This is a genomic window from Deinococcus sp. NW-56 (assembly GCF_002953415.1).
Lineage (GTDB): Bacteria > Deinococcota > Deinococci > Deinococcales > Deinococcaceae > Deinococcus.
Genome location: NZ_CP026516.1, coordinates 2,045,915 through 2,069,839, shown reverse-complemented (window position 1 = coordinate 2,069,839; position 23,925 = coordinate 2,045,915). Strand labels below are relative to the sequence as shown.

The window sequence follows — 23,925 nt, the reverse complement described above, 5'->3', positions numbered from 1 at the left end:
CATGATTCCACGCGGCCCGCTACGCTGGTCGGCATGACCTCCGGTGAAGCCCAGCCCCGGCACTTCCGCGCCTTCGCCGTGCAGCCGCACTGGAGCGCGGGGGATTTCGCCAGCGCGGACACCTTCCGGGCCTGGCTGCGCGGGCAACTGGAGCTGGCCCGGCCCCACCTCGCCCCGGATCGCCCCAACCTCGTCGTCCTGACCGAACTCAACGGGCTGCCGCTGGTGCTGCGCGGGGTGCCGCTGGCGGTGCGGGCCGGGACCTTCGAGCGGGCGGCGCTCCTCCTCTTCCTGCGTCACCTTCCCCACGCCCTGCCTGTGCTCCTGCGCGAGCGCGTCTCGCCCATCCGGGCGCTGCAACTCGCCCTGAGCGGCGAGAACGCCCGGCTGTACCTCGAAACCTGCCGCGACCTCGCCCGCGAGTACGGGGTGTACCTCTGCTGCGGCTCGGCGCCCATGCCGCGCTTCCGGCTGGAGGGGGGACGTGTGCACCGAGAGCCGGGCGTGCTTCACAACGAGACCGTCCTGCTGGACCCCCAGGGCGACCTCATCGGCGTGGCCGACAAGGTCCACCTCACCCCCGCCGAGGAGGCTGGGGGCGTGGACCTGACGCCGGGGCCACTGGAGGAACTGCGGGTCTTTCCCACACCCGTGGGGGACCTGGGGGTGGCGATCAGCCTCGACGCCTTCCGCGAGGACGTGACCTCGCGGCTGGAGGCGCAGGGCTGCACCGTCCTCCTGCAACCCGACGCCAACGGTGCCCCCTGGACCGACCTGGAGGGGCTGCCGCCCGATCCCGAGAACGTGCGCGATCAGCCCGTCGCGTGGCTGGAGTCGAGCTGGCAGGCCACCACGCGGGGCCGCTCCATCCGTTATGCGGTCAACCCGATGGTGGTCGGCAACCTGCTCGACCTCACCTTCGACGGCCAGAGCGCGATCACCGGCCGCGCCGAGGACGCCCCCAAACCCCGGTCCTATGCGCTGACCGAGCCGCGTCCCGGCTTCCTCGCCCTGCTCCCCTGGGTGGAGGAGGCCGGGCCGGAGCGCCTGCGGGCCGCCGGGCGCGAGCGGGCGGCGGGCAGCGGTCACCCCTGGGAAAACCGCTACCGCACAGGCGTTCTGCACGCCGACCTGACCCTGCCCCCGGCCTGGCTCCCCGCCCCGCCCCGCACCCGGCATGAGGTGGCTCTGGCCGCCCTGCTGCGCGGTGAGGCCGCGTGGCCCCGGCGGGGTCCCGGCTGGTGGGCGGTCGCGGCTGGGGCGGCGCTGCTGGGGCTGGTCTGGAGCAGGCGGCGGCGCAGGCGTTGACAAGTTCCGGAAGCGTACCTATACTTCCTTTCGCGCTTGAGAAGGTTCCTCCGGGAACAGATCGGGAGCGCCCCGCCGCAAGGGGGGTTGGCCGAGTGGTTGAAGGCAACGGTCTTGAAAACCGTAGTGGGGCAACCCACCGGGGGTTCGAATCCCTCACCCCTCGCCATCAAGCAGGGCCAAGCATGACAATCCGGTGCCTCTATTGGAGAGGTGGGTGAGCGGCTTAAACCAAGCGTTTGCTAAACGCTCGTACGCCTTAAAAGTGTACCGCGGGTTCGAATCCCGCCCTCTCCGCCAAGCACCACCACAGGCATGTGCCCGTAGCTCAGCTGGATAGAGCGTCTGACTACGGATCAGAAGGCCAGGAGTTCGAATCTCTTCGGGCACGCCAAAAAGACAAGTCCGCCGCAAGGCGGGCTTTTCCTGTATCGGCGGTGGAAACCCCGCACGCAGGCCGGAGGTGTGCGGTGTCCTGTCCAAGCGAGGTCGTGATGACGCCAGGCCCGTCCACGTCCGGGTTCAGGCCCCCGAGCGCCGCGCCCGCTTCTCGGCCTCGATGGCCCGCTGCAACTCCTGAATCTGCCGCAGGTAGGTGAGCTGCTCGCCCGGCGCGGCGGCGGCCATCTGCCGCTTGAGAAGGTCGACCTCGGCCCGCAGCGAGTCGATGCTCAGGCCCACCTGGATGTCATCCACCGCGGCGGCAGCGTAAGCGGCGACCTTCTGCTCGTACAGCTCGCTCGTGGCGCGGGAGTGGGCACCGGGGTCGCGGCTCTCGAACATCAGGCGGATCAGGAGCTGCTCCTCGGGCTGGCCCCGGAAGACCTCCAGAATGTCGTCGGGACTCTGGGCACCCTGCGCGGCCAGCATGACCTTGCGGACAGATTCGTTGCGCCAGGGGGTCGTGCCGTCGAGCTTGGCGAGGAGGGAGGGATCGACCAGCAGTTGCCGCAGCAGGGCGAGTTCGCGGCCTTCCTCCGCGCGGGCGGTGCTCATGCCCGCGAGGTGGGTGTCGGTCAGGGTGCGCCGCCGCGCCTTGCTGCCGATCCATTCCAGCAGCGCCTCCGGGCGAATGCCCAGCAACTCACACGCCAGGGTCCGCATCCGCTCGGCGCCTTCATCCAGCGGATCGAGGTTCTGCATCCGTGGCAACAGCGCCATCAGCACCCGGCGCTTGCCCTCGGTGGTGTCCACCCCGTGCGCCTCCACGGCAGCCTGCACCCGGAAGCGCACCTCGTCCAGCCCGCCCGCGAGCGCCTCGCGGATGCCCGCCTCGTCCCCGGCCAGCAGGGCGTCGGCGGGGTCCTTGCCGCTGGGCACACTCGTCGCCCGCACCCGGAACTTGGCCCCCAGCACCTGATCCAGCCCCGAGAGGGTGGCCTTGAGTCCGGCCTCGTCGCGGTCGAACATCAGGGCGAGGCTGGAGGCGCCCAGCCGCTCCAGCAGCGCCGCGTGCTCTGCCGTCAGCGCCGTGCCCAGACTGGCGACCGCTCCGGTAAAGCCGTGCTGGTGCAGGGTGATCACGTCCATGTACCCCTCGACGACGATCAGCTCGCCCCCGTCCTTGAGGGTGGACCGCGCCTTGTCGAGGCCGTAGAGCAACTCGCCCTTGTGGAAGGCCTCGGTCTCGGGCGTGTTGAGGTACTTGGGTTTGCTGTCGTCCAGCACCCGGCCCCCGAAGCCCACCAGGCGGCCGAGGTGGTCGCGGATGGGGAACATCACCCGGCCCCGGAAGCGGTCGTAGACCCGTCCCGACTCGGGGTTCTCGGTCAGCAGTCCGGCTTCGAGCAGTTGCCGCTCGGTCAGGTTTCGTGCCCGCGCCCGCTTGAGCAGGCCGTCCCAGGAGTCGGGAGCGTAGCCCAGTTCGAAGGCCCCGATGGTCGCGTCGGTCAGCCCCCGGCGCCGCAGGTAGTCCAGCGCGGGACCGGGCAGATGCTCGCGGAAGTACTCCAGCGCGAAGGCGTTCACGTCGTACAGGTCGCGGCTGCTGCGTTCGCCGTAGCGGGCCTCGACCTGAATCCCGGCCTTCTCGGCGAGTTGCCGCAGCGCGTCTCCAAAGCTCAGGTTCTCGACCCGCTGCACGAAGGCGAAGACGTCCCCGCCCGCCTTGCACCCGAAGCAGTAGAAGTAGCCCTGTTCGGTGTCGACCTGAAAGCTGGGACTCTTCTCCTTGTGGAAAGGGCACAACCCCTTGAGGCGGCCCTTTCCGGCGGGGGAGAGGCGCACATGTTCCCCGATGACGTCCGCGATGTTCAGCCGCGCACGCACGTCTTCCTTGGTGCCCATGTGTTCCTTCACCCCCCTGTCCTCGCCGTGAACCACGGCGGTAGAGCGCCAGTGTACGCCCACCGACGCCTCTCTGCCAAGCACGAAAAAGGGTGTTGTAGACGTGGTTTTTCTGCACAATCCCGGCGGAGGCGTGCCGCACGCCTTTTTGGGCCTTCCCCCCCGTTGGGGGGCGTTGGGGGTCCCTGATCTTGGCCTTGGTTGCCCGCGCACGGTCGGGGAGGAGGCCTGGGGGTAAGGTGAAGCCCCTCCCATGCCTCCGCTCGGTGCACCCCCCACCTACAGCACGCCCGCCACGCTGGGCCTGGCCCTGCTGGCGATCCTGACCTCGCTGTGGCACTTCACGCTGGGGGCGCTGGACTACGCGGGCAGTGGGCGGTATCCGGGCCTGGCCCTTCTGCTGCTCTCGGGCCTGCTGCTGGTGTACGGGGTCCTCACCCTGATCCGCTACGCCGAGGCCCGCGACGCCATGCACGACCCCCAGCCCCGCGCGGCGATGTACACCACCCCCCACGAGAGCCGGGTACCGCTTGTCGGTTTAGGCTTGGCTGGGCTGCTGGTGCTGGCAGACATTGCCTTTGTGTTCGCCGGGCAGCTTCCGCTATGGCACGTGGGGGGCTTGCTGCTCTCAGGGGTGCTGGCCCGTCAGGCGTGGCGGATTCGGCCTGTGGTGGGCGAGGAGTGACGGGGCCACGCGCGGCACAACAAAAATGGAACCCGGTCAGGGGTTCCACGGGGGTGGCAGGAGAAGGGCCGCTTAGAAGCGGAACTTGACCCCGGCCGCGATGGAGCTGTTGGTGGTGTTGGAGCCGTCGAAGTAGAACTGCTGCCGGGCTTCCCCGAAGAGGGCCACGCGGTCGATGATGCGGTAGTCGACGCCCACGAGCAGCTCGCCAAAGGTCGACTGACGCTCCAGGTTGTAGCCGCCGCCCGCGCCCAGGATGCCGTCGGCGCGGTTGAAGGTGCCGCGGTAGGTGGCAATGGCGCTGATGCTGTTGCCGGGGGTCTCGCCGCGCACGCGGAAGTCGCCGGTCACGCGCAGGCCCAGGCTGCCGATCAGGGCGTCGTTGCCGACCATGACGCGAACCATCGACCCCACGTTTTGCTGGAGGATGTTGTAGTACGACACCCCGATGTAGTTGCCGTAGCGCAGCGGCTCGACGGGGGGCACATAGGACGCCCCCTGGGGACCGGCGGGACCCTGCGGCCCGGTCTCGCCCTGGGGACCCTGAGGCCCTGCCGGACCGGCCGGTCCCTGAGCGCCCGCCGGACCCTGCGGCCCGGTCGCGCCCGTCTCACCCTGGGGACCCTGAGGACCAGCAGGCCCCTGGGGACCGGTGGCCCCGGCCGCGCCCACCCCGCCCGCGGGCAGGTTGGCGATGGCCGCCTGCAGCTCGGCGATCTGGGCGCGCAGTTCCTCGATGGCGGTGTTCTGGGCGGCCACCTGGGCGCGCAGCTGCTCCAGGCCGGTCAGGGCTTCTTGCAGGCCCTGGCGCAGGGTCTGGAGTTCGGCAGGGTTGAAGGTGGTCTGGTTGGCCGGGAGCTGCGCGATCAGGCGGGCCAGCACCTGCGCGACCTCCTGGCGGGTGGCCGCCTGGCACCAGTCAAATTGACCGTCAGGGTAGCCGATGAAGAGGCCCCGCTGGGTCACGAGTTCGATGGCGGCGCGTGCCCACGTGCCCGGCGTGCAGGCCACGACGGGCGTCTGGGTCACCGGCGTGACCTGCGGGGTCACGGGAGTCAGCGGCGTCGTGGTGGTGGGCGCGGAGCCGCTGCCACCGGCGAGGGCCGTGCCGAGCGCCATCAGGAGGCTGGTCGAGAGCAAGGTCTTTTTCATGAGGTCTCCTTGAGCGGTGGGGCCGCCGTCCTCAGGTGAGGCCGCCCCGTTGGTCAGTGTATTGTGTCACACCTTCCTCATCTTCATGCACCTGAACCGCATCTCAGCGTCTTCATAGAGGGTTCAGTGTTTTGCTGAGAATTTCCTATGCCTGGGTACAGCCACAACAGAATAGGAAGGCGCGGGGCCTCCTCCTTCAGGGGTGAAGCTTCAGATGTCTTGTGGCTCTGGGACCGGGTTGACTCTCAGGTCGGCCGTCCCCGCCCTCCCCCCCATGCCACCCGTACGCGAGGTGCCCAAGGTGGGGTCGAGGCTGGGTGCGGCAGTGTTGCCCGGCTCGTTCAGGGTCCTGTGACCGCCCTCGCCAGGGGACTGGCTGGTATCCACAGGTGGGTTGTCGCTGTTTCGGCGGTCGTCGGTCATGGGCGCACCTCCTTGGGGTTGGTGCATTGTCGGCGGCCCGGTGACGCCTGGGTTGAGACTCAGCTCAAGAGGCTGCATGGCCGAGACAAAGAGGAGGAGGCGCAGTGGTCAACTGCGCCTCCTCCAGACCCTCAGCTCAGCCGCTGAACTCGAAGTCCGCGTAATCCTCGATGGGTGGGCACGAGCACACGAAGTTGCGGTCGCCGTACACGTTGTCCACCCGGTTCACGGCGGGCCAGTACTTCCAGGCCCGCTGGGCGCGGCTGGGGAAGGCGGCCGTCTCGCGGCTGTAGGCCCGGTTCCACTCGTCAACCATCAGGTCGTCCTGCGTGTGCGGCGCGTGGCGCAGCGGGCTGTCCTCGGCCGCCAGCAGGCCGTCTTCGACCTCCTGAATCTCACGGCGGATATGCAGCATCGCGTCGATGAAGCGGTCGAGTTCTTCCTTCGGCTCGCTCTCGGTGGGCTCGATCATCAGGGTGCCGGGCACCGGGAAGCTCATGGTGGGGGCGTGGAAGCCGTAGTCCATCAGCCGCTTGGCGATGTCTTCTTCCGTGATGCCGCTGGCCTGCTTGAGGGGGCGAATGTCGAGGATGCACTCGTGCGCCACCCGGCTGTTGCGGCCGGTGTACAGCACCGGGAAGGCGCCGCCCAATCGCTTGGCGATGTAGTTGGCGTTCAGCAGCGCGACCTGGGTGGCCTTCTTCAGACCCTCCGGCCCCAGCATCCGGATGTAGAGGTACGAGATGGGCAGGATGCTCGCGCTGCCGTAGGGCGCGGCGCTGACGGCCCCGGTGCGGCTCTCGCTCGTCGCGCGGACCGCGTGGTTGGGGAGGAAGGGCGCGAGGTGCGCCTTGACGCCAATCGGCCCCATGCCCGGCCCGCCGCCGCCGTGGGGGATGGCGAAGGTCTTGTGCAGGTTGAGGTGCGACACGTCCGACCCGATCAGCCCCGGCTTGGCGACGCCCACCATCGCGTTCATGTTCGCCCCGTCGAGGTAGACCTGCCCGCCGTGTGCGTGCACGATTTCGCACACCTCGGTGACGTGTTCCTCGTAGACGCCGTGGGTGCTGGGGTAGGTGATCATCAGGGCGCCGAGCTTGTCGCTGTGCGCCTCCGCCTTGGCCCGCAGGTCGGCCAGGTCGATGTTGCCGCTCTCGTCGGTCTTCACGACCACGACCTGCATGCCCAGCATGGCGGCGCTCGCGGGGTTGGTGCCGTGGGCGCTCGCGGGGATCAGGCAGACGCTGCGGTGCGCTTCCCCCCGGCTCTCGTGGTACTTGCGGATGGCAAGCAGGCCCGCGTACTCGCCCTGCGCCCCGCTGTTGGGCTGGAGGCTCACCGCGTCGTACCCGGTGATGTCGGCCAGCCACGCTTCCAACTCAGCGAGCATCTGCGCGTAGCCTTCGGTCTGCCCCTCGGGCGCGAACGGGTGGAGCTGCCCAAACTCGGGCCACGTCACCGGGATCATCTCGGCGGTGGCGTTGAGCTTCATCGTGCAGCTGCCCAGGGGAATCATGCCGTGCACGAGGCTGTAATCGCGGTTTTCCAGCGTCTTCAGGTACCGCAGCATCGCGTGCTCGGAGTGGTGCGTGTTGAAGACGGGGTGGGTGAGGTACTCGGAGGTGCGCTCGAGGTTGGCGGGGATACCGTTGCCGCCCTTGTGCTGGTAGTCCGACAACACCTTGAACTCTTGGCCCTGACCGTTTTGACGGGTCCCAGCAATGACCTCAATCAGGTCCTCGACATCAGCAGGAGTCACCGTTTCGTCCAGGCTGACGCTCACGCGATTGCCCTCGTAGCGTAGGTTGATGCCTTTAGCCTCGGCACGGGCACGGATGGCGTCGGCATCACCCTCGAAGCTGAGCGTATCGAAGAACGTTTCGTTCAGAGGCGTGATGCCTGCTTCAACGATGAACCTCTCCAGGATTCCCGTCAGGACATGCACCCGCTCCGCGATCGTCCGAATCCCTTCCGGCCCGTGGTAGACGGCGTAGGCGGCGGCCATGTTCGCCAGCAGCGCCTGCGCGGTGCAGATGTTGGAGGTCGCCTTCTCGCGGCGGATGTGCTGCTCGCGGGTCTGCATCGCCATCCGCAGGGCGGTCTTGCCCTTGCTGTCGCGGCTCACACCGATCACGCGGCCCGGCATGGAGCGCTGGTACTCGCCCCGGCAGGCCAGGAACGCCGCGTGCGGCCCCCCGAAGCCCATCGGCACGCCGAAGCGCTGGGCACTCCCGATCACGATGTCGGCTCCCTGCTCGCCGGGCGGGGTCACCAGGGCGCAGGCCAGCAGGTCGGTCGCCACGATCAGGGCCGCCTGCCCCGCGTGAACCCGTTCGGAGATGGGGGCGAGGTCGTGCAGGTCGCCGTAGGTGCCGGGCGTCTGCATCAGCGCGGCGAAGGTGCCCTCGGGCAGCTCCCCGTTCGCGGCCCCCGTGACCACCTCATACCCGAAGTACTCGGCGCGGGTGCGAATCACGTCCAGCGTCTGGGGATGCACGTCGTCGGCCACGTAGAACACGTTGCCCTTGCTCTTGACCACCCGCTTGGCGAGGGTCATCGCCTCGGCGGCGGCGGTCGCCTCGTCGAGCAGCGAGGCGTTGGACACGGGCATCCCGGTCAGGTCCATTACCGTCTGCTGGAAGTTCAGCAGCATCTCCAGGCGGCCCTGGCTAATCTCGGCCTGGTAGGGCGTGTAGGCGGTGTACCAGCCGGGGTTTTCCAGCATGTTGCGCAAGATCACGGGGGGCACGTGCGTGCCGTGGTAGCCCATGCCGATGTACGACCGGAAGACCTTGTTCTTCGCGGCCACGGCTTTCAGGTCGGCCAGCGCCTGCGCTTCGGTCACCGGGCCGCCCACCTTCAGCTCGCCCGTGAAGCGGATGGCTTCGGGCAGGGTCGTCTCGGTCAGTTCGTCGAGGCTGGAGACGCCGAGTTCGGCCAGCATTTCGGCCTGTTCCGCCTCGGTGGGGCCGATGTGACGGCGGGTGAAGTCGTCGGTTTGCAGGAGTTCGCTGAGTGGACGGGATTGGGGGGGGCGCATGGGGTCTCCTTGGGGGGCGATCAGGGCTCAGCGGTCAGCGTCCAGCCTCTCTCCGCTGACGGCTGACCGCTGGGGGCTGAAGGCTCAGTTGTTCGCGGTGCTGTACGCCTCGGCGTCCATCAGGTCGCCGCTTTCCTCGGTCACGTCCAGCTTGAAGAGCCAGCCGTCGGTGTAGGCCCCGCTGTTGACGAGTTCGGGGCTGCCGGAGAGGGCTTCGTTGACGGCCACGACCGTGCCGCTGGCGGGAGCGTAGATGTCGGAGGCGGTCTTCACGCTCTCCACGACGGCGACCGTCTCGCCCGCCGAGACCACGCGGCCCACTTCGGGCAGTTCCACGTACACCACGTCGCCGAGCTGGTCCTGCGCGAAATCGGTGATGCCGACGGTGCCGTCGGAGGCGAGCCATTCGTGGGAGGCGGCGTATTTCAGTTCGCTGGGGGTCTGCATGGGCTTGATTCTCCTCTATCTCGGGGGCGGAAGTCTGTCGGAGGTGTTGCGGGGCTTCAGCGTTTGTAGAAGGGCAGCTCCACCCGACGAGCCGGATGCGCCTTGCCGCGCACCTCGACCTCGAAGGCGTCTTGCGCCGCCGCATCCGCCCGCACAAGTGCCATGGCGATGGGGTGACCCAGCGTGGGGCTGGTGGTGCCGGAGGTGACGTGGCCGACCGGCTCGCCGTTCAGCAGCACCGGGTAGCCCTCGCGCACGGGCACGCGGTCGAGCGCGAGGCCAATCAGTTTGACGGTGGGCGCGGCCTGAATCCCGGCGCGGCCTACGTGCTCCTTGTCCTTAACGACCCAGGTGTAGGTGCTGGCGAGGGGGTGCAGGTTGTCTGCGAACTCGTGGCCGTAGAGGGGAAAGCCTGCTTCCAGCCGCAGGGTGTCGCGGGCGCCCAGGCCCGCCGGGGTCAGGCCGACCGCGATCAGGCGGTCCCACAGGGCCTCGGCGTCCCCGGCCTTCACGAAGACCTCGAAGCCGTCCTCGCCTGTGTACCCAGTGCGGGCGAACATCACCGGGAACTCCAGCAGGGTGCCGGAGAAGAAGGCGTTTTTCTTCTTCGCGCTCAGGTCCACGTCGGTGTGGGGTTGCAGCATGGCCTCGGCTTCCGGCCCCTGCACGGCGATCAATCCCCACTCGGGTGACTCGTCGGTGAGGGTCACGTCGAAGTCCGCCGCGTGCGCCCCGAGATGCGCCCAGTCCTTCTCGATGTTGGAGGCGTTCACCACCAGCAGGAACTCCTGGGGGGCCACCCGGTAGACGTAGATGTCGTCCACCAGCCCGCCCGCCTCGTTGGGCAGCCAGTTGTACCCGGCGCGGCCAGGTTTGAGCTTGCTCACGTCGTTGGTGGTGACGCGCTGGAGGAAGGTTTCGGCATCCGGCCCGGTCACGCGGAACTCGCCCATGTGGGACACGTCGAACATTCCTGCGCGGGTGCGGACCGCCTCGTGCTCGGCCTTGACGCCCGCGTACTGCACGGGCATGTCCCAGCCTCCGAAGGGAACCATGCGGGCACCCGCCCGCAGGTGCGCGGCGTGCAGGGGCGTCCGCTTCAGCGGCGTTTCGGTCGTCGGGGTCACCCCCAAACTGTACCGGAGCGCCGCTGCCCGCGTCCGGGCCGCCCGGACGTGTCAGTGGGTAGGCTGGGGCATGACCGGGCCGAAAAACGCGCATGCGAACGCCTCTTTCCTGCTAGGGGTCCTGCCGCCGCCCGACCTCGGGGCGCGGGTGGACGCCTTCCGCACCCGACTGGGGCTGCGCGAGAGTGCCGCGCACGTGACCGTGAAAGCGCGGAGTGGCCTGACCCCGGAGTTAGGCTGGTGGGAGGCGGCACGGACCGTGGTGGCCGCGAGTTCTCCCGTCACTCTGAACATTGGCGGTCCCCAGGCTTTCCGCAACGGCACCGCCGTCTACCTCGGGGTCACCTCGCCCGACGTGGTGGCGCTGCACCTCCGGCTGCTGGGGGCGCTGAATCCGTCCCAGCGCTTCGGCTACGAAGGACCACAGATGACGCCGCACCTGACGCTGTCCCTGCGGCGGCGTGCGGTGGACCTCGGCACGGTGCTGGAAGCCGCGCGGGCGGAGTTTGCCGACCTGGAGGCGCACCCGCTGACCTTCACCGCCCGCGAGGTCTGGGTGATGCGCAAGCCGGGACCGGGTGGGCTCTACGTCCCCTGGGAGGCGTGGCCTCTGGGTCAGGGTTGAGTGGGGCTGATGCCGCTCTCGGTCGCCAGGAACCCCACCCGCAGGTCATGGGTCTCGCTCGGCAACTCGTCCACCACCAGCGCTTCCCAGACCACGCCCACGGTCAGGCCGGAGAAGTCCGGCAGCAGTCGGTCGTAGAAGCCGCCCCCATAGCCCAACCTCACGCCAAAGTGATCGAAGGCGAGGCCGGGCAGCAGCACGGCGTCCACCGTTTCCAGCCCCACACGCGGGACACCCGCCGGGGGCTGGCGCACCCCGAAGCGGCTGACCTCGGTGGCCGTCTCCCAGGGATGCAGGGTGAGGTGCGGCGTGGGCCGGAAGCGGGCGCGGGTGGTCAGCAATTCGAACTCGGCGACCAACGTCCCCACATCCGGCTCGCCGGGAAGGGCGTAGTAGGCCAGCACCCGCCGCGCTCCCCGCGCGTGCAGAAAGGCGGCGAGGTGGGTGCAGAGTTCGGCGGAGCGGTTCGGCTGCCCGGCCCGCACTTCCCGCGCCCAAGCCCGCCAGGTGGGTTTGGGCGCGTCGTGGGGGGGCAGGGTCATGGGAGACAGCCTAGCGAATGGGGCAACAAAACACCCCCGGCAACGCTGGCCGGGGGCAGGTGAGGCGAGGGCCGCTTACTGGTTCGGCAGCGCCAGCGCGAAGGAGCGCAGGGTGAGGCCGCTGACCGTGCTCTTGGCGGTTGCCGCGCCCGTCGTCAGGTTGACCGTGTATAGCATGGTGTTGCCGCCCATGCTCACGCTGAGGTAGGCCATGTCGGCCCCGGCGATGTCGAAGCCGGTCATGCCCTTCATGGCGTCCACGCCCAGCGCCCCCACGGAGGTCAGGGTGCTGAAGTTGCCCGCAGGCGTCGAGCCCTCGGCGCTGCTGTGCCTCACCAGCGTGTCCGCCGCCGCGTCGATGGAGTAGAGGGTGGTGGTCGTGCCCGTGCCGATGGCCCCCGTGGCGCTGTTGTTGAAGGAGTTGGTGTAGGCAGCGGCCGCCAGGTCGGGGTTGGCGGTGCCCGTGGCGTACCTCAGCGTACCGTCGTCGGTCACCGTTCCGGCGGGCGAGGTGGCCGGGACGGGCGCCGCGCCCAGCGTCAGGCGGAAGTTCCGGTCCGTCTCCGCGAAGACGCGCAGGCGGTTGGCCGCCGGGTTGAAGTCGATGGCGACGGGCGTGATGCCTGCCGTCAGGCTGGACCCGTCAGCGCTCAGGCCTCCGGTGGCCGGGTCGAGGCGGTAGAGCTTGCCCGTACTCGACATGGCATAGAGCCTGTTATCGGTGTTGCGGACGTCGAGGTCAATCAGTGTCTCCCCGCTCGGCAGTCCAGTTACGGCCATGCGGCGCAGGCTGGCCGCCGCGTTGTCGGTGCCGAAGGTCACGAGGCGTCCCTGGGTGTCCAGCCCGTAGGCGGTCATGCCCTGGGGAGCGGCGGGGGGCCTCATCCCGGTGCAGGCCGAGAGAGCAAGGGCGCAGGTGGCAGACAGCAGGGCAAATCGCTTCATGAGGTCTCCTCCCGGAAGCGGGGGACGCCTCCGGTCTTCTCTCAGCCCTAAGCAGTGGCGGCGCGATTGGATGCCCCCCGGATCTTGAGCGGAGCTTTACCCACCAGCTCTGTCCGCCCCGCCACCGTCCCCGGCGCGGCCGGGTGGTCTGCTCGGCCCATGCACACGCTGATCGTGGGAGCGACGGGAGGCATCGGGGCGGCGGCGGCGCGGGCCTTCGCCGCACGCGGGGACCGACTGACCCTGAGCGGGCGGGACGCGGGGCGGCTCTCCGCGCTGGCGGCCGAACTCGGCGCGGACTCTCAGGCCGCCGACCTGGGGTACGAGAGCCACGTGCGGGCACTGCTGGAGGGGGTGGGGGAGCTGGATACCCTCGTCTACGCGGCGGGCGCGGCCCTCCCCGGCCCCGTGCAGGAGGCGGACCCGGCAGCGGTGCGGGCCGTGTGGAACGCGAACTACTTCGGGGCGCTGTGGGTGCTCAAGCATGGTCTGGGGCGCATGACTCCCGGCGGGCGCGTCTACCTGCTGGGGGCGCGGCCCGAACTCGTCACCGCACGGGGCTTCTCGCAGTACGCGGCGAGCAAGGCCGCCCTCGCCCGCGCCATCGAGGTCGCCCGGCTGGAGGCGCGGGGCATCGGCCTCACGCTGGTGCTGCCGCCCGCTGTGGAGACGGGCTTGTGGACCCAGGTGGGCCGGGTGCCGCGCGGGGCGATCTCGCCGGAGGCTGTCGCCGCTGCCATCGCCGCAGACCGGGACCGCCCCCCGCAGCCGGAGCTGAGGGTCGAGGGTTAGCCGACTTCCTTCGGCCCTTTCAAGCCGCTCTTGCCCTCGCGCTCCCGCAGCACGGCGGCCACGTCACCCGGCGAAACCCCCACCTCCGCCAGCGCGAAGAGGGTGTGGAAGAAAAGGTCGGCGGCCTCGGTCGCCAGTTCCGCCCGGTCCCCGTTTTTCGCGGCGAGCAGGACCTCGCCCGCCTCCTCGCTGATCTTCTTCAGCACCCGGTCGAGGCCGCCCGCATGCAGCCGCGCCACGTAGCTGTTCTCCGGCAAGGTGGCGAGCCGTTCCACGATGGTCGCGTGGACCCGCTCCAGCGTGCCGCCCAGTCCGGTGTCGGGGGCGTCTCCCTCCAAGAGTGGCGTGTGGAAGCAGGAATATTCCCCGGTATGACAGGCTGGCCCCGTCTGCTCCACCCGGTACAGCACGCTGTCGCCGTCGCAGTCCAGATGCACGGAGACGATCCGCTGGGTGTGCCCGCTGGTGGCTCCCTTCACCCACTGTTCCCCCCGCGAGCGGCTGTAATAGGTGGCCTCGCAGGTGCCCAGGGTGCGCTCGACGGCGGCGCGGTCGGCGTAGGCCTGCATCAGCACCGCGCCCGTGCGGGCGTCCTGGGTCACGACCGGAATCAGGCCGTCCGGCCCGAACTTCAGCGCGTCGAGCTGGGGCGTACTGGGACCGCTCATACGTCCCGCCAATCGGGGCGCACGGGCAGCCCCTCGGCCTTCAGGTACGCCTTGACCTGCGGCACCGTCAGTTCCCCGAAGTGAAAGACGCTGGCGGCGAGCGCGGCGTCGGCCTGCCCGCCCTCCTCGCCGCCGCGCAGCACGTCGCGGAAGTCCTCCAGCCGCCCGGCCCCGCCCGAGGCGATCACGGGGAGGTCCACCGCCGAGGCCACGGCGCGGGTCGCTTCCAGGTCGAAACCCGCCCGCGTGCCGTCGGCATCCATCACGTTCAGGCAGAGTTCGCCCGCACCCAGCCGCTGCCCCTGCTCGGCCCACGCCAGCAGGTCGAGGCCGGTGTCCACCCGCCCGCCGCCCACGTGGACGGTCCAGCCCTCGCCATCCGGTCGCCGCTTGGCATCGATGCTCAGCACCACGCACTGCGCTCCGAAGTGGTCCGACGCCTCGCGGATCAGCTCGGGCCGCCGCACCGCGCCGCTGTTCACGCTGATCTTGTCAGCCCCGGCCATCAGCAGTTGCCGGAAGTCCGGCACCGCGTTCACGCCCCCGCCCACCGTCAGCGGCATCATCACCTGTTCGGCCACCCGCGCGGCCACGTCCAGCATCAGCGCCCGGCCCTCGTGGGTCGCGGTGATGTCGTAGAAGACGAGTTCGTCGGCCTGCTGCGCCTCGTACGCCTGCGCGAGCACGAGGGGATCCCCGGCGTCTCGGTGGTCCTCAAAAAAGCGGACATTCTTGACCACCCGCCCGCCCTGCACGTCCAGACAGGGGATGATGCGCTTCGTGAGCATGGGGGGCAGTCTAGCCCGCCGCCCGGCGTGTCCGCCGGGCCGGGCCGGACCTGACTGGACATGAGTTCCTCACACCTTTGTGCTTAGGATGGATTTGATAAAATCTTTACGTTCCGGGGAGTGCAGGACGGGCCGTGATTCGTGCAGGTCAGGCGAAGGGGTGGGGTGACGGGGCACATGGAAAGACGGCGAATCCTGCTGGTCGACGACAATCCGAACGATGTGGAACTGGCCCTCAACGCCCTTCAGGACCGCGAGGCGGAGGTCGAGGTGGCGGCCAGCGGTCCCGAGGCCCTCGCCGCGCTGCGTGGGGGCCTGCTGCCCGACCTGATTCTCCTCGACCTGAAAATGCCGCAGATGGACGGCCTCGCCGTGCTCGACCAGATTCGCGGCGGCCCCGCCACCCGCGAGATTCCGGTGGTGATGCTGAGCACCAGCGGCGAGGAGCGCGACGTGGCCGACTGCTACGCGCACGGCGCGACGGCCTACGTGGTCAAGCCGATGGACTTCGGGCAGTTCCGCTGCGCCCTGCGGACCATCACCGACTTCTGGGCGCGGCTGAACGTGCGGCCCCGGCTGCGCTGAGAGAGGCGTCAACCCTCAAGCGGGGCTTCAGGTCCCGGCGCCCACCCCCGCGCTAGGCTGCCCCCATGCGTGTCTGGATCGGCTGCGGCGGCTACACCAACGACGACTGGGCAGCGCCCGGCCTGATCTACGAGGGCGTGAAGAAGGACGCCTACTTAGAAACCTATTCCCGGCACTTCGACGCCGCCGAGCTGAACAGTTCCTTCTACGCGATTCCCGGCCTCAAGGCCTTTGAGGGGATGGTCCGCAAGTCCGGCGGACGCACCCGCTTCACGGTGAAGCTGAACAAGGCCTTCACCCACGACCGCGCCCCCACCGACGCCGACTTCGACCGGATGCTGCAAAGCCCCCAGCCCCTGCGCGACGCCGGGCAGATGGGACCGTATCTGGCGCAGTTTCCCTACTCCTTTCACCGCACGGCCGACAACCGCAAGTACCTGCTCGCGCTGGCCGAGCGCTTCACCGGGCACGAGTTGGCGGTCGAGTTGCGCCACGCCTCCTGGGACCAGCCGGGCGTGCGCGAGGGCATGGCGGAATACGGCCTGATCTGGGTCAGCCCGGACTATCCACCCGTAGGCGGGATGCCCGATCCACAGGTCCACGTCACGACCGACGTGGGCTACCTGCGGCTGCACGGGCGCAACAAGGGCAGTTGGTGGGAAGGCCAGAGCGCCGCCGAACGCCACGACTACCTCTACACCCGCGCCGAGATGGACGAGTGGGCCGAGAAAATTGCGCTGGTGACGGATGACCTCAGCGAGCTGTACGTGTATTTCCAGAACACGACCAAGGGACACGCCCTGAAGAACATCCCTATGCTGCGCGAGGCGCTGAATGCGCGGGGGGTGCCGGTCAAGACGCCGGAACCGGGGGAGGACGAGGGGCGGCTGCTCTGACCGCCACTTGCGCGGTGGACCAGCATGGCGGCTGAGCCTCCAATTTCCCTGGCGGCCCTGCGCGGTGCGGGGCCGCTACGGGCTGGACGTCGAGACGCTCTCCTTTCTGCCTCAGGGAACGGCCCCCGCCTACCGCGCCGAAGGCTCCTCAGGCCGCTGGTTTCTCAAGCTGCTGCCGGACACGCCGTCCGGACACGACCTGCGGCGGCGGGTGCGGGCCGAACGCCCGCTGCTGCGTGCCCTGCGGGAGACGGGGGTGCTGACGCGGGTTCCCCGGCCGATTCCCACCAAGTTCGGGAGCGATCTCGCCGAAGTGGACGGTTACGGCCTGGCCCTATACGGCTGGATCGACGGCACTTCCCTGGGGGCGGACTGGGCGGCGGCCCTCCCAGAGATCGTCCCGCTGCTGGGACGGCTGCACGCGGGCAGCAAGAGGCTGCTGGGGAGGGGGCAGGAGTGGCCGGTCCCTCCCGAGGACTTCGCCCTCCCCTTCGAGGTGGGGTTGCTGGGCGACCTGGCCCGGTTGCGGACGAGCACGGTGGGGGACCGGGCGGGGGTGGTGGCCCTGCGCGACCTGCTGCTGCCACACGAGGCCACCCTGCGGCGGGTACTTGCTCAGGCACGAACGTTCCAGGGCCTGGCACGCGCCCAGCCCCGACGTTTCGTGGTGTGCCACACCGACGCGCACGGCGGCAACGTGATGCGCGGCGCGGCGGGCGGGCTGTGGCTGATCGACTGGGAGACGGCCCGACCCGCCCCGCCCGAGCACGACCTGTGGATGCTGCACCCCCACCTGCCCGAACTGCCGCCCGCCTACGAGGAAGCGGTGGGAGCCCCGGCCGTCCCCGACCCGGACCTGCTGGGGTTCTACCTCACCCGGCGGGTGCTGGAGGACCTGGCGGTGGACGTGGGCATGATCCTGCACGAGAACATCCGCCCCGAGCAGGACGAGGCCAATCTCGCCGTGCTGGAGCGGTACGTTCTGCCCGACCTGCTGCGAGTGGAGCAGCATGTGGCCGAGGTGCGGGGGGCGCTGCGTCTGCGCTGAGTGGCCCTTACCCCAGCATCTGCATCTCGCTCAGGCCCGCCAGGAACTCGCGCTCGGGATACTCCTCCACGTCAAAGCCCTTATCGCCCTCGGTAGGCTGGACGCTCAGGGAGGCGAAGTCGAACAGGTCGCGGTCCAGCAGGTGGCTCGGCGTGACCCGCGTCAGCCCCCGCAGCACGTTCTGGAGGCGGCCCGGATGCTCGCGCTCCCAGCCCTCCAGCATCTCGCCCACGACCTTGCGCTGGAGGTTCTCCTGGCTGCCGCACAGGTTGCAGGGGATGATCGGAAAGCCCTTCGCCACCGCGTAGCGTTCGATGTCCCGCTCCGGGAGGTAGGCCAGCGGCCGGATCACCACGTTGGTGCCGTCGTCCGACTGGAGCTTGGGCGGCATCGCCTTGAGGCGGGCACCGAAGAACAGGTTCATAAACAGCGTCTCGAGGATGTCCTCGCGGTGGTGCCCCAGGGCGATCTTCGTCGCGCCGATCTCGCGGGCGTGGCGGTACAGGATGCCCCTTCTGAGACGGCTGCACAAGGCACAGGTCGTTTTGCCCTCCGGCGTCTTCTCCTTGACGATGGAATAGGTGTCCTCGGTCAGGATGTGAAAGGGCACGCCCAGCCGCGTGAGGTACTCCGGCAGCACGTGGGTGGGAAAGCCCGGCTGCCCCTGGTCGAGGTTCACCGCCACGACCTCGAAGTCGATGGGGGCGCGGCGCTGGAGGTCGAGCAGGATGTCGAGCAGCGTGTAGCTGTCCTTGCCCCCCGACAGGCAGACCATCACCCGGTCGCCTTCCTCGATCATGCGGTAGTCGGTGATGGCCTGCGCCGCGCCCTTCACGAGGGGCGCGAACAGACGCGGGAGGTCGGTTTGGGGAGCAGCGGTGGGGGAGGGGAGGGTCTGGGTCATGGCGTCTCGCTTCGCCCGCTGCGGCGAGCGGGAGTGGAGGACATGGTAGCCCTCACGTTTCCGGCCCGCTCCTCCCCGGCTCTCATTCGGGCCACGATCAGGACGGCGGGTGTCAGCATCAGTGCCCACGCGAGCCACTTGCCGGGGTGGACGGGCCGCCAGCCCCCGGCCTGATGCGGATAGACCCACGCGCCCAGCCCGGTCGCCACATTTTCCGCCAGATAGACGAAGGCGGCGATCAGGCCCAGCGAGAGGGGCAGCCCCATCCGGAAGCGCTCGCCGCCTACCGTGAAGCCCACCCGCGTGCGACGGTAGGCCAGCAGCAGCGCCGCCGTCAGCCCCAGGCGCACCTCCAGCCCGGCCCCCAGCAGGAAGTGGGCGTAGGTGGCCCCGACCAGCGCGAGTTGCCACATCAGCGGCGGTTCCCCGCTCAGGCGCAGTTCGCAGCGCCGCCACGCCTGCGCGACATAGCTCCCCACGCTGGCGTACATGAAGCCCGCGTAGAGCGGGACGCCGAGGACCTTGCTCACTGCCTCCTCCGGGTAGGCCCAGGCCCCCAGCGCGACCCGCTGCGCCTCCAGCCCGAAGCCCAGCGCGTGAAAGAGCAGCAGCACCGCCGCCTCGCCCGGCGTCTCGAAACGGGTCCAGACCAGCACCGCCTGGACCAGCAGGCACCCCAGCAACAGGAAGTCGTAACGGGCCAGCCCCCAGTCCTCCAGCGGCAGTCCCCTGGACAGCGCCAGCAGCCCCACCACGCTGAAAGCGAAGGTGCAGCACCGGGCCTGCACCCCGGTGAAGTGGGCGAGCAGGCGCAGGAAGCGGGCCATGCCCCCAGCGTGCCCCCCCGACTGGCCTCCCCGCGTCATGCTTCCGGAGGACGCCCGCCTCATCTGCGGGCACTAGTCTGGGAGCCGATGAGTGGTTCCGCGTCCCTTCTTCCCGACCGTGCTCCGCGCCCTGGCAGCGGCGCGGCGGCCCACTAGAGTAGGCTCATGCGCTTTTTCACGGGGCTGGGCGTGCTGCTGCTGCTGGGAACGGCGGGGGCGGGCGGCCTGTGGTGGACCTGGGGGCGCGAGCTGCCCAGCGTGCAGACCCTCGACGTGCTGGAACTCAGCGGGCAGACGCGGGTGTACGACCGCAAGGGCGAACTCGTCGGGACCCTGACCCCCAGCCTGGGCGGGGGGAGCGGCGTCAACCGCGACCTGCTGGCCCTGAACGAGATCAGCCCCTGGCTGCGCAAGGCCATCGTGACCAGCGAGGACCGCCGCTTCTTCGAGCACCGGGGGGTGGACTACCAGGGCATCGTGCGCGGGCTACTCAAGGGCGTGCTGTTCAACGACCTCGAAGGCGGTTCCTCCATCACCCAGCAGGTTGTGAAAAACACGCTGCTGCACGACCTCGAAGGCGCCCGGACCCTGGAGCGCAAGTTCAAGGAGGCGGTGCTCGCCTACCAACTGGAGCGCAACTTCTCCAAGGAACAGATTCTGGCCGCCTACCTCAACGTCATCTACTGGGGGGACGGCGGCAAGCGCGACATCATCGGGGCGGGGACGGCGGCGCGGGCCTACTTCAAGAAGGACGCCTCCGCCCTCAACCTCGCCGAGAGCGTGTACCTCACGACCATCGTGCCCGCACCCAACCGCCGCTACAAGGACTTTGCCGCGTATCGCCCCCTGATGAAGAACGTCCTCGACCGCATGGTGGAAGACGGGGTCGCCACCCGCGCGGAGGCCGACGCCGCGTGGAAGACGCCCATCTATCCGGCGGGCTGGCGCATCGGCTGGAACCCCGACGGCACCCTGCGCTCGGCGGTGCTGGAGCGCCCCGAGCGGCTGGAGGAGAACATGCCGCCGCCGCCCGCGCAGACGGCCTTTCACTACCTGCAAGCGGTGGAGCAGGAACTGAAACAGGCAGGTGTGACCGGCAAGGCACTGTACGGCGGCGGCAAGGTCTTTACCGGAATGGACCTCCAGGCCCAGAAGGCCGCCGAGCGGGCCAGCCTGAACGCCCAGTTGCCCGAGGGCGCGACGCTGGGGGGCGCCTTCCTGAACCCCAAAAATGGGGAAGTCCTCGCCCTGGTGGGCCAGAAGCTGACCGGGGGCCGTCCCGCCGACTGGAACAACGCGACCCAGGCGCGGCGGCAGGTCGGCAGCTCTATCAAACCGCTGCTGTACACGCTCGCGTTGGAAAAAGGCTGGAAACAGAGCGACACCGTGCTGGATTCACCCCTGACCGGGAGCTACCAGCCGCAGAACTACAACGGGCGCTGGACCGGCGAGTACAAGACGATGCGTTACTCACTCGACCACAGCCTCAACCTCACGACCGTACGGATCGCGCAGGAACTCGGCGTTCCGAACTTCGAGGCCAAGCTGCGCGAACTCGGCCTGACCCCGCCGCCCGACGCGGGGCTGTCGCTCTCCATCGGCACGCTGGAGGCCAGTCCCCTGCAGATGGCCGCCGCCTACGTCCCCTTCGCCAACGGGGGCCTGTACTACTCGCCCACGCTGGTGCGCCGGGTGGAGGGGCCGAAGGGCGAGGTGCTGTACGCCCGCCCCGCGCCGCAGGCCAAGCGGGTCTGGGACGTGCGGACGGCGTGGCTGGGGCTGGACATGATTCGCGGGGTGGTGAACGACCTGACCCCCGCGCAGGGCGGCCTCGCCACCCGCGCCCAGATTCCCGGCTGGGACGTGGGCGGCAAGACGGGCACCACCAACGACGTGAAGGACCTGTGGTTCGCTGGAGTCACCCCCCTGATTTCGGGAGCCGTGTGGGTGGGCCAGGAAAACGGCCAGCCGCTCCCCGGCTGGGCCTACAGCGGTGAGATTCCCACCCTGGTGTGGCAGCAGGCGGTGGCAGGGGCGCTGGCGGGGCAGCCGCGCGTGCCCTTCGCCGAGCCGAGTGGCATCACCTACCGGGTGGTGCGGCAGGTCAACATGGCCTTCCGCGAGGAGGAGGCCGATCAGCCCCAGGTCGCCCACGACGGCAGTGCCCGCAGCGAGGGCGGTTTCTTCGGTCGGCGCACCCCGGCCCCTGCGCCGACCCCGGCTCCCGCTCCAGCGCCCGAACCCGCCCCGGTGCCGGACCCCGTGCCCGTCCCGGTCCCCCAGCCGGAGCCGGTCGAGCCTCTCCCCGACGTGCAGCCCCTTCCCGAGCCTGTGCCCGCCGAGCCTCCCGCCGAAGCTTTCCCCGAGGAGGTGGCCCCCCCCGAGGCCCCGCTGCCGGAAGACCCCTCCGCTCCCGAGCCGCTGCCGCAGGACGACTTCGGCACGCCCGCTCCGCCCGTGGAAGACGTGGCCCCGGAGCCGCTGCCCGAGCCGCTCCCCACGCCAGAGGATTACGGCGACGGCGGTTTGGGGGAGCAGGGCCTGCCGCCCGAGGAGACGCTGCCCTACGAGCCGCCCGCCCAGGAGGACTTCGGAGCGCCGCTGGGGTTCTGAGCGCAGAGGAAGACCCCTCACCCCACCCTCTCCCACGCGGTGAGGGTGTTTTGCTGTCCTGATGCCCTACTCCACCGCCACCAGCCGCAGCGTCCCCGTCTCGGCTGGGCCGTCGATGGTCAGCACCTCCAGGCGGCAGGGCAGGTCGTCGCGGCCGAGTTCGCGCACGAGGTAGGTCAGGGCGGCCCGGTGCATCAGCGCGAGCTTGCGCGGGGTCACAGTCTCGGCGGCATCGCCGTAACGGGCCGAGCGGCGCTGACGGACCTCGGTGAAGACCAGCACGTCCCCGTCGCGCGACACGAGGTCGATCTCACCGCCCGGAATGCGGTAGTTGCGGGCCAGGATGACCCGGCCGAGGCCCTCCAAGTATGCGGCGGCGCGGGCCTCGGCATCCGCGCCCTTCAGTCCTGCTCCCCCGGGCCGTGGCCGAGGTCGGCCAGCAGGTCGCGGTACAGGCGGGCGGCGTCCCGGCGCACGTCGTCGAGGGTCGCGTCGTCGTCCGCGAGTTCCAGCGCCGTCTCCAGGGCGCCCTCCAGCACGGCGGCGTAGATGGGCCAGCGGCCCTGCGGGGCGGCGGTGTCCTCCTGCTCCACTTCCTCCGCGTCCCCGCCCTCCAGCCGCTCCAGCGCGTCCTCGGCGGCGGCCCGCTCGGCGTCGCGCTTGGAGCGGCCCTCGCCGTGGCCCAGCTCGCGGCCCCCGGCCCTCACGGTGACGCGAAAGGTGCGCTCGTGGGCGGGGCCTGTCCCCTCCGCGTCGAAGGTGGGGGTGCCGAGGCCCAGCGCCGCGAGCCGCGCGATCAGGTCGCCCTTGGGATTCATCCTCCCAGGGTACATGTGCTCAGGGGCCTGCGGCGCGTGGGGGACGCGGTATGCTGACCTCCCGGAACAACCCGCGCTGCCCCGCCCCGCCCGCTCCCGGCGGCGAAGGTCCCATGCCGCGTCTGTCCCCGGAGGCCCCATGACCCAGACCGCTCCTGCTCCCCTTCCGCCCGCCCGCCGCCTCGTCCTGGGGCTGCAACACTCGGTCGCCATGTTCGGGGCGACGGTGCTCGTGCCCATCCTGGTCGGGCTTTCGCCCTCGGTGGCCCTGTTCGGAGCGGGGGTGGCGACGCTGCTCTTTCACCTGCTCACGCGCGGGCAGGTGCCCATCTTCCTGGGGTCCAGCTTCGCCTTCATCGCGCCGACCGCGCTGGTCGTCAAGGAGTTCGGCCCCGCCGCCGCCGGGGGTGGCCTGATCGCCGCTGGGGCGATGTACCTGCTCTTTTCCGGGCTGGTGCGGGTGCTGGGGGTGGGGCGGCTGCTCCAGGTCTTTCCGCCCGTTGTGACCGGGCCGGTCATCATCGTGATCGGGCTGGGGCTCTCCAGCGTGGCGGTGAATCAGGCCAAGACGAACTGGTGGCTGGCCCTCGTCACGCTCGCGGCGGCGGTCGTGGCGAGTCTGTGGGGACGGGGCCTCTTCCGCATGATTCCCATTCTGGTGGGTGTGGTGGTGGGGTACCTCGTGTCGCTCGCGGGTGGACAGATCAGCCGGGAGGCGCTGGACGCGGTCGCGGCGGCCCCGCTGATCGGCCTGCCCGACTTCCACGCCCCGGCCTTCGACTGGCGGGCGGTGGCGATCATCGCGCCCGTGGCGGTCGTGACCTTTATCGAGCATGTGGGCGACGTGATCGTGAACGGGCGGGTCGTGGGCAAGAACTTTCTGGAGAGGCCCGGCCTGAGCCGCACCCTCTTCGCGGACGGCATCGCCAACATGAGTTCGGCGGCGCTGGGTGGCCCCGCCGCCACCACCTACGCCGAGAACACGGGCGTGCTGGCCCTGACGCGCGTGTACGACCCCCGCGTGATCCAGATCGGCGCGGTCTTCGCCGTCCTCTTCGGCTGCTCGCCCAAGCTGGCCGCCGTGCTGCGGAGCCTGCCGCAAGGCGTCTTGGGTGGCGTGTCCATCCTGCTGTTCGGCATGATCGCCTCGGTGGGTATTCGCACGCTGGCGGAAGCCAGGATCGACTTCGCGCACTCGCGCAACCTGATTATCGTCTCGCTGATTCTGGTGCTGGGGCTGGGGGGGGCGGCCTTTCCGATCAATGTGGCCGGAACCGAGCTGGAACTGCACGGCATGGCCCTCGCCGCGTTGGTGGGCATCGTCGCCAACCTGATCCTGCCCGCGCAGAGGTCGGAGGTGGACGGGCCGGAAGGTGAGGGAGAGGGGCAGCGGGTGCTGCACTAGC

Annotated in this window: 22 protein-coding genes and 3 tRNA genes; 12 read left to right on the top strand and 13 right to left on the bottom strand. The window is 69.8% G+C overall.

Going from position 1 to position 23,925, the window contains the following annotated elements:
- The first annotated feature begins 33 nt into the window (after positions 1 to 33).
- The 4 genes from C3K08_RS10465 (at position 34) to C3K08_RS10450 (ending at position 1,702) form a co-directional block, all read left to right on the top strand.
- The gene (locus tag C3K08_RS10465) at positions 34 to 1,308 is read left to right on the top strand and encodes a nitrilase-related carbon-nitrogen hydrolase (protein WP_104991253.1); all 1,275 of its coding nucleotides are present in this window, start codon (positions 34 to 36) and stop codon (positions 1,306 to 1,308) included.
- An 81-nt stretch (positions 1,309 to 1,389) separates the two neighbouring features.
- Positions 1,390 to 1,477 (top strand) — tRNA-Ser (locus tag C3K08_RS10460).
- Between the two features lie 38 nt (positions 1,478 to 1,515).
- Positions 1,516 to 1,608: transfer RNA gene (locus C3K08_RS10455), tRNA-Ser, on the top strand.
- 17 nt (positions 1,609 to 1,625) lie between these two features.
- Positions 1,626 to 1,702 (top strand) — tRNA-Arg (locus tag C3K08_RS10450).
- Positions 1,703 to 1,830: 128 nt separating this feature from the next.
- On the opposite strand, the gene dnaG is transcribed toward C3K08_RS10450, so the two are convergent.
- Positions 1,831 to 3,594 carry a DNA primase gene (dnaG, locus tag C3K08_RS10445; protein ID WP_104992026.1) on the bottom strand — a complete coding sequence of 588 codons (1,764 nt, stop codon included), beginning with the start codon at positions 3,592 to 3,594 and terminating at the stop codon, positions 1,831 to 1,833.
- Between the two features lie 253 nt (positions 3,595 to 3,847).
- On the opposite strand from dnaG, the gene C3K08_RS10440 reads away from it, so the two are divergent.
- A complete protein-coding gene (locus C3K08_RS10440) occupies positions 3,848 to 4,279 on the top strand; it encodes a hypothetical protein (RefSeq protein WP_104991252.1) in 432 nt (143 codons plus the stop codon).
- A 72-nt stretch (positions 4,280 to 4,351) separates the two neighbouring features.
- On the opposite strand, the gene C3K08_RS18815 is transcribed toward C3K08_RS10440, so the two are convergent.
- From C3K08_RS18815 to gcvT, 4 genes are all read right to left on the bottom strand, one after another.
- Positions 4,352 to 5,431 (bottom strand): autotransporter outer membrane beta-barrel domain-containing protein, encoded by a 1,080-nt coding sequence (locus C3K08_RS18815; RefSeq protein ID WP_158679910.1) that lies wholly within the window; start codon positions 5,429 to 5,431, stop codon positions 4,352 to 4,354.
- A gap of 559 nt (positions 5,432 to 5,990) precedes the next feature.
- Entirely contained in the window at positions 5,991 to 8,894 is a 2,904-nt protein-coding gene (gcvP, locus tag C3K08_RS10430) for an aminomethyl-transferring glycine dehydrogenase (protein ID WP_104991251.1), read from the bottom strand.
- 84 nt (positions 8,895 to 8,978) lie between these two features.
- On the bottom strand, positions 8,979 to 9,341 hold the full coding sequence (gcvH, locus tag C3K08_RS10425; RefSeq protein WP_104991250.1) for a glycine cleavage system protein GcvH: 363 nt from the start codon (positions 9,339 to 9,341) through the stop codon (positions 8,979 to 8,981).
- A 56-nt stretch (positions 9,342 to 9,397) separates the two neighbouring features.
- Positions 9,398 to 10,468, bottom strand: a complete 1,071-nt coding sequence (gene gcvT, locus C3K08_RS10420; RefSeq protein ID WP_104991249.1) for a glycine cleavage system aminomethyltransferase GcvT — start codon at positions 10,466 to 10,468, stop codon at positions 9,398 to 9,400.
- A gap of 70 nt (positions 10,469 to 10,538) precedes the next feature.
- Here gcvT and C3K08_RS10415 point away from each other — a divergent pair, with 70 nt between their 5' ends.
- Positions 10,539 to 11,093: a 2'-5' RNA ligase family protein gene (locus tag C3K08_RS10415; RefSeq protein ID WP_104991248.1), complete on the top strand. Its 555-nt coding sequence runs from the start codon at positions 10,539 to 10,541 to the stop codon at positions 11,091 to 11,093.
- On the opposite strand, the gene C3K08_RS10410 is transcribed toward C3K08_RS10415, so the two are convergent.
- Positions 11,084 to 11,635, bottom strand: a complete 552-nt coding sequence (locus C3K08_RS10410) for a 5-formyltetrahydrofolate cyclo-ligase (protein ID WP_104991247.1) — start codon at positions 11,633 to 11,635, stop codon at positions 11,084 to 11,086. The two genes, C3K08_RS10415 and C3K08_RS10410, sit on opposite strands and share 10 nt — an antisense overlap.
- A gap of 75 nt (positions 11,636 to 11,710) precedes the next feature.
- The gene (locus C3K08_RS10405) at positions 11,711 to 12,580 is read right to left on the bottom strand and encodes a DUF4394 domain-containing protein (RefSeq protein WP_104991246.1); all 870 of its coding nucleotides are present in this window, start codon (positions 12,578 to 12,580) and stop codon (positions 11,711 to 11,713) included.
- 159 nt (positions 12,581 to 12,739) lie between these two features.
- Here C3K08_RS10405 and C3K08_RS10400 point away from each other — a divergent pair, with 159 nt between their 5' ends.
- A complete protein-coding gene (locus C3K08_RS10400) occupies positions 12,740 to 13,372 on the top strand; it encodes an SDR family NAD(P)-dependent oxidoreductase (protein WP_104991245.1) in 633 nt (210 codons plus the stop codon).
- Here C3K08_RS10400 and hisIE read toward each other — a convergent pair.
- Positions 13,369 to 14,040 (bottom strand): bifunctional phosphoribosyl-AMP cyclohydrolase/phosphoribosyl-ATP diphosphatase HisIE, encoded by a 672-nt coding sequence (hisIE, locus tag C3K08_RS10395; RefSeq protein ID WP_104991244.1) that lies wholly within the window; start codon positions 14,038 to 14,040, stop codon positions 13,369 to 13,371. The two genes, C3K08_RS10400 and hisIE, sit on opposite strands and share 4 nt — an antisense overlap.
- Positions 14,037 to 14,828 (bottom strand): imidazole glycerol phosphate synthase subunit HisF, encoded by a 792-nt coding sequence (gene hisF, locus C3K08_RS10390; RefSeq protein ID WP_104991243.1) that lies wholly within the window; start codon positions 14,826 to 14,828, stop codon positions 14,037 to 14,039. The genes hisIE and hisF overlap by 4 nt, the downstream gene beginning before the upstream one ends.
- Positions 14,829 to 15,005: 177 nt before the next feature.
- Between hisF and C3K08_RS10385 the strand changes: the two genes are divergently transcribed.
- The 3 genes from C3K08_RS10385 (at position 15,006) to C3K08_RS10375 (ending at position 17,357) form a co-directional block, all read left to right on the top strand.
- Positions 15,006 to 15,413 (top strand): response regulator, encoded by a 408-nt coding sequence (locus C3K08_RS10385; protein ID WP_104991242.1) that lies wholly within the window; start codon positions 15,006 to 15,008, stop codon positions 15,411 to 15,413.
- A gap of 65 nt (positions 15,414 to 15,478) precedes the next feature.
- Positions 15,479 to 16,309 carry a DUF72 domain-containing protein gene (locus C3K08_RS10380; RefSeq protein ID WP_104991241.1) on the top strand — a complete coding sequence of 277 codons (831 nt, stop codon included), beginning with the start codon at positions 15,479 to 15,481 and terminating at the stop codon, positions 16,307 to 16,309.
- 64 nt (positions 16,310 to 16,373) lie between these two features.
- Positions 16,374 to 17,357 carry a phosphotransferase enzyme family protein gene (locus tag C3K08_RS10375; protein ID WP_158679909.1) on the top strand — a complete coding sequence of 328 codons (984 nt, stop codon included), beginning with the start codon at positions 16,374 to 16,376 and terminating at the stop codon, positions 17,355 to 17,357.
- 7 nt (positions 17,358 to 17,364) lie between these two features.
- On the opposite strand, the gene ttcA is transcribed toward C3K08_RS10375, so the two are convergent.
- Both ttcA and C3K08_RS10365 read right to left on the bottom strand, forming a co-directional pair.
- Entirely contained in the window at positions 17,365 to 18,261 is an 897-nt protein-coding gene (ttcA, locus tag C3K08_RS10370) for a tRNA 2-thiocytidine(32) synthetase TtcA (protein WP_104991239.1), read from the bottom strand.
- Positions 18,258 to 19,088, bottom strand: coding sequence for a DUF817 family protein (locus tag C3K08_RS10365; RefSeq protein ID WP_234009049.1), 831 nt, complete (start codon positions 19,086 to 19,088; stop codon positions 18,258 to 18,260). The genes ttcA and C3K08_RS10365 overlap by 4 nt, the downstream gene beginning before the upstream one ends.
- Before the next feature lie 165 nt (positions 19,089 to 19,253).
- On the opposite strand from C3K08_RS10365, the gene C3K08_RS10360 reads away from it, so the two are divergent.
- Positions 19,254 to 21,701 carry a transglycosylase domain-containing protein gene (locus C3K08_RS10360; protein WP_104991237.1) on the top strand — a complete coding sequence of 816 codons (2,448 nt, stop codon included), beginning with the start codon at positions 19,254 to 19,256 and terminating at the stop codon, positions 21,699 to 21,701.
- A 66-nt stretch (positions 21,702 to 21,767) separates the two neighbouring features.
- Here C3K08_RS10360 and C3K08_RS10355 read toward each other — a convergent pair whose 3' ends face one another.
- Both C3K08_RS10355 and C3K08_RS10350 read right to left on the bottom strand, forming a co-directional pair.
- On the bottom strand, positions 21,768 to 22,106 hold the full coding sequence (locus C3K08_RS10355; RefSeq protein ID WP_104991236.1) for a YraN family protein: 339 nt from the start codon (positions 22,104 to 22,106) through the stop codon (positions 21,768 to 21,770).
- Positions 22,103 to 22,519: a putative dsRNA-binding protein gene (locus C3K08_RS10350; protein ID WP_104991235.1), complete on the bottom strand. Its 417-nt coding sequence runs from the start codon at positions 22,517 to 22,519 to the stop codon at positions 22,103 to 22,105. The genes C3K08_RS10355 and C3K08_RS10350 overlap by 4 nt, the downstream gene beginning before the upstream one ends.
- Positions 22,520 to 22,658: 139 nt before the next feature.
- Here C3K08_RS10350 and C3K08_RS10345 point away from each other — a divergent pair, with 139 nt between their 5' ends.
- On the top strand, positions 22,659 to 23,924 hold the full coding sequence (locus C3K08_RS10345) for a uracil-xanthine permease family protein (protein ID WP_104991234.1): 1,266 nt from the start codon (positions 22,659 to 22,661) through the stop codon (positions 23,922 to 23,924).
- Position 23,925 lies beyond the last annotated feature (1 nt).

What these genes read in the sequence shown, in the direction of transcription:
- C3K08_RS10405 (WP_104991246.1), bottom strand. Translation starts at nt 12,580, where the DNA reads ATGAAGCGATTTGCCCTGCTGTCTGCCACCTGCGCCCTTGCTCTCTCG.
- C3K08_RS18815 (WP_158679910.1), bottom strand. Translation starts at nt 5,431, where the DNA reads ATGAAAAAGACCTTGCTCTCGACCAGCCTCCTGATGGCGCTCGGCACG.
- C3K08_RS10380 (WP_104991241.1), top strand. Translation starts at nt 15,479, where the DNA reads ATGCGTGTCTGGATCGGCTGCGGCGGCTACACCAACGACGACTGGGCA.
- dnaG (WP_104992026.1), bottom strand. Translation starts at nt 3,594, where the DNA reads ATGGGCACCAAGGAAGACGTGCGTGCGCGGCTGAACATCGCGGACGTC.
- gcvH (WP_104991250.1), bottom strand. Translation starts at nt 9,341, where the DNA reads ATGCAGACCCCCAGCGAACTGAAATACGCCGCCTCCCACGAATGGCTC.
- C3K08_RS10360 (WP_104991237.1), top strand. Translation starts at nt 19,254, where the DNA reads ATGCGCTTTTTCACGGGGCTGGGCGTGCTGCTGCTGCTGGGAACGGCG.
- C3K08_RS10410 (WP_104991247.1), bottom strand. Translation starts at nt 11,635, where the DNA reads ATGACCCTGCCCCCCCACGACGCGCCCAAACCCACCTGGCGGGCTTGG.
- C3K08_RS10400 (WP_104991245.1), top strand. Translation starts at nt 12,740, where the DNA reads ATGCACACGCTGATCGTGGGAGCGACGGGAGGCATCGGGGCGGCGGCG.
- hisIE (WP_104991244.1), bottom strand. Translation starts at nt 14,040, where the DNA reads ATGAGCGGTCCCAGTACGCCCCAGCTCGACGCGCTGAAGTTCGGGCCG.
- C3K08_RS10465 (WP_104991253.1), top strand. Translation starts at nt 34, where the DNA reads ATGACCTCCGGTGAAGCCCAGCCCCGGCACTTCCGCGCCTTCGCCGTG.
- ttcA (WP_104991239.1), bottom strand. Translation starts at nt 18,261, where the DNA reads ATGACCCAGACCCTCCCCTCCCCCACCGCTGCTCCCCAAACCGACCTC.
- gcvP (WP_104991251.1), bottom strand. Translation starts at nt 8,894, where the DNA reads ATGCGCCCCCCCCAATCCCGTCCACTCAGCGAACTCCTGCAAACCGAC.
- C3K08_RS10440 (WP_104991252.1), top strand. Translation starts at nt 3,848, where the DNA reads ATGCCTCCGCTCGGTGCACCCCCCACCTACAGCACGCCCGCCACGCTG.
- hisF (WP_104991243.1), bottom strand. Translation starts at nt 14,828, where the DNA reads ATGCTCACGAAGCGCATCATCCCCTGTCTGGACGTGCAGGGCGGGCGG.
- C3K08_RS10345 (WP_104991234.1), top strand. Translation starts at nt 22,659, where the DNA reads ATGACCCAGACCGCTCCTGCTCCCCTTCCGCCCGCCCGCCGCCTCGTC.
- C3K08_RS10350 (WP_104991235.1), bottom strand. Translation starts at nt 22,519, where the DNA reads ATGAATCCCAAGGGCGACCTGATCGCGCGGCTCGCGGCGCTGGGCCTC.
- C3K08_RS10365 (WP_234009049.1), bottom strand. Translation starts at nt 19,088, where the DNA reads ATGGCCCGCTTCCTGCGCCTGCTCGCCCACTTCACCGGGGTGCAGGCC.
- C3K08_RS10415 (WP_104991248.1), top strand. Translation starts at nt 10,539, where the DNA reads ATGACCGGGCCGAAAAACGCGCATGCGAACGCCTCTTTCCTGCTAGGG.
- C3K08_RS10385 (WP_104991242.1), top strand. Translation starts at nt 15,006, where the DNA reads ATGGAAAGACGGCGAATCCTGCTGGTCGACGACAATCCGAACGATGTG.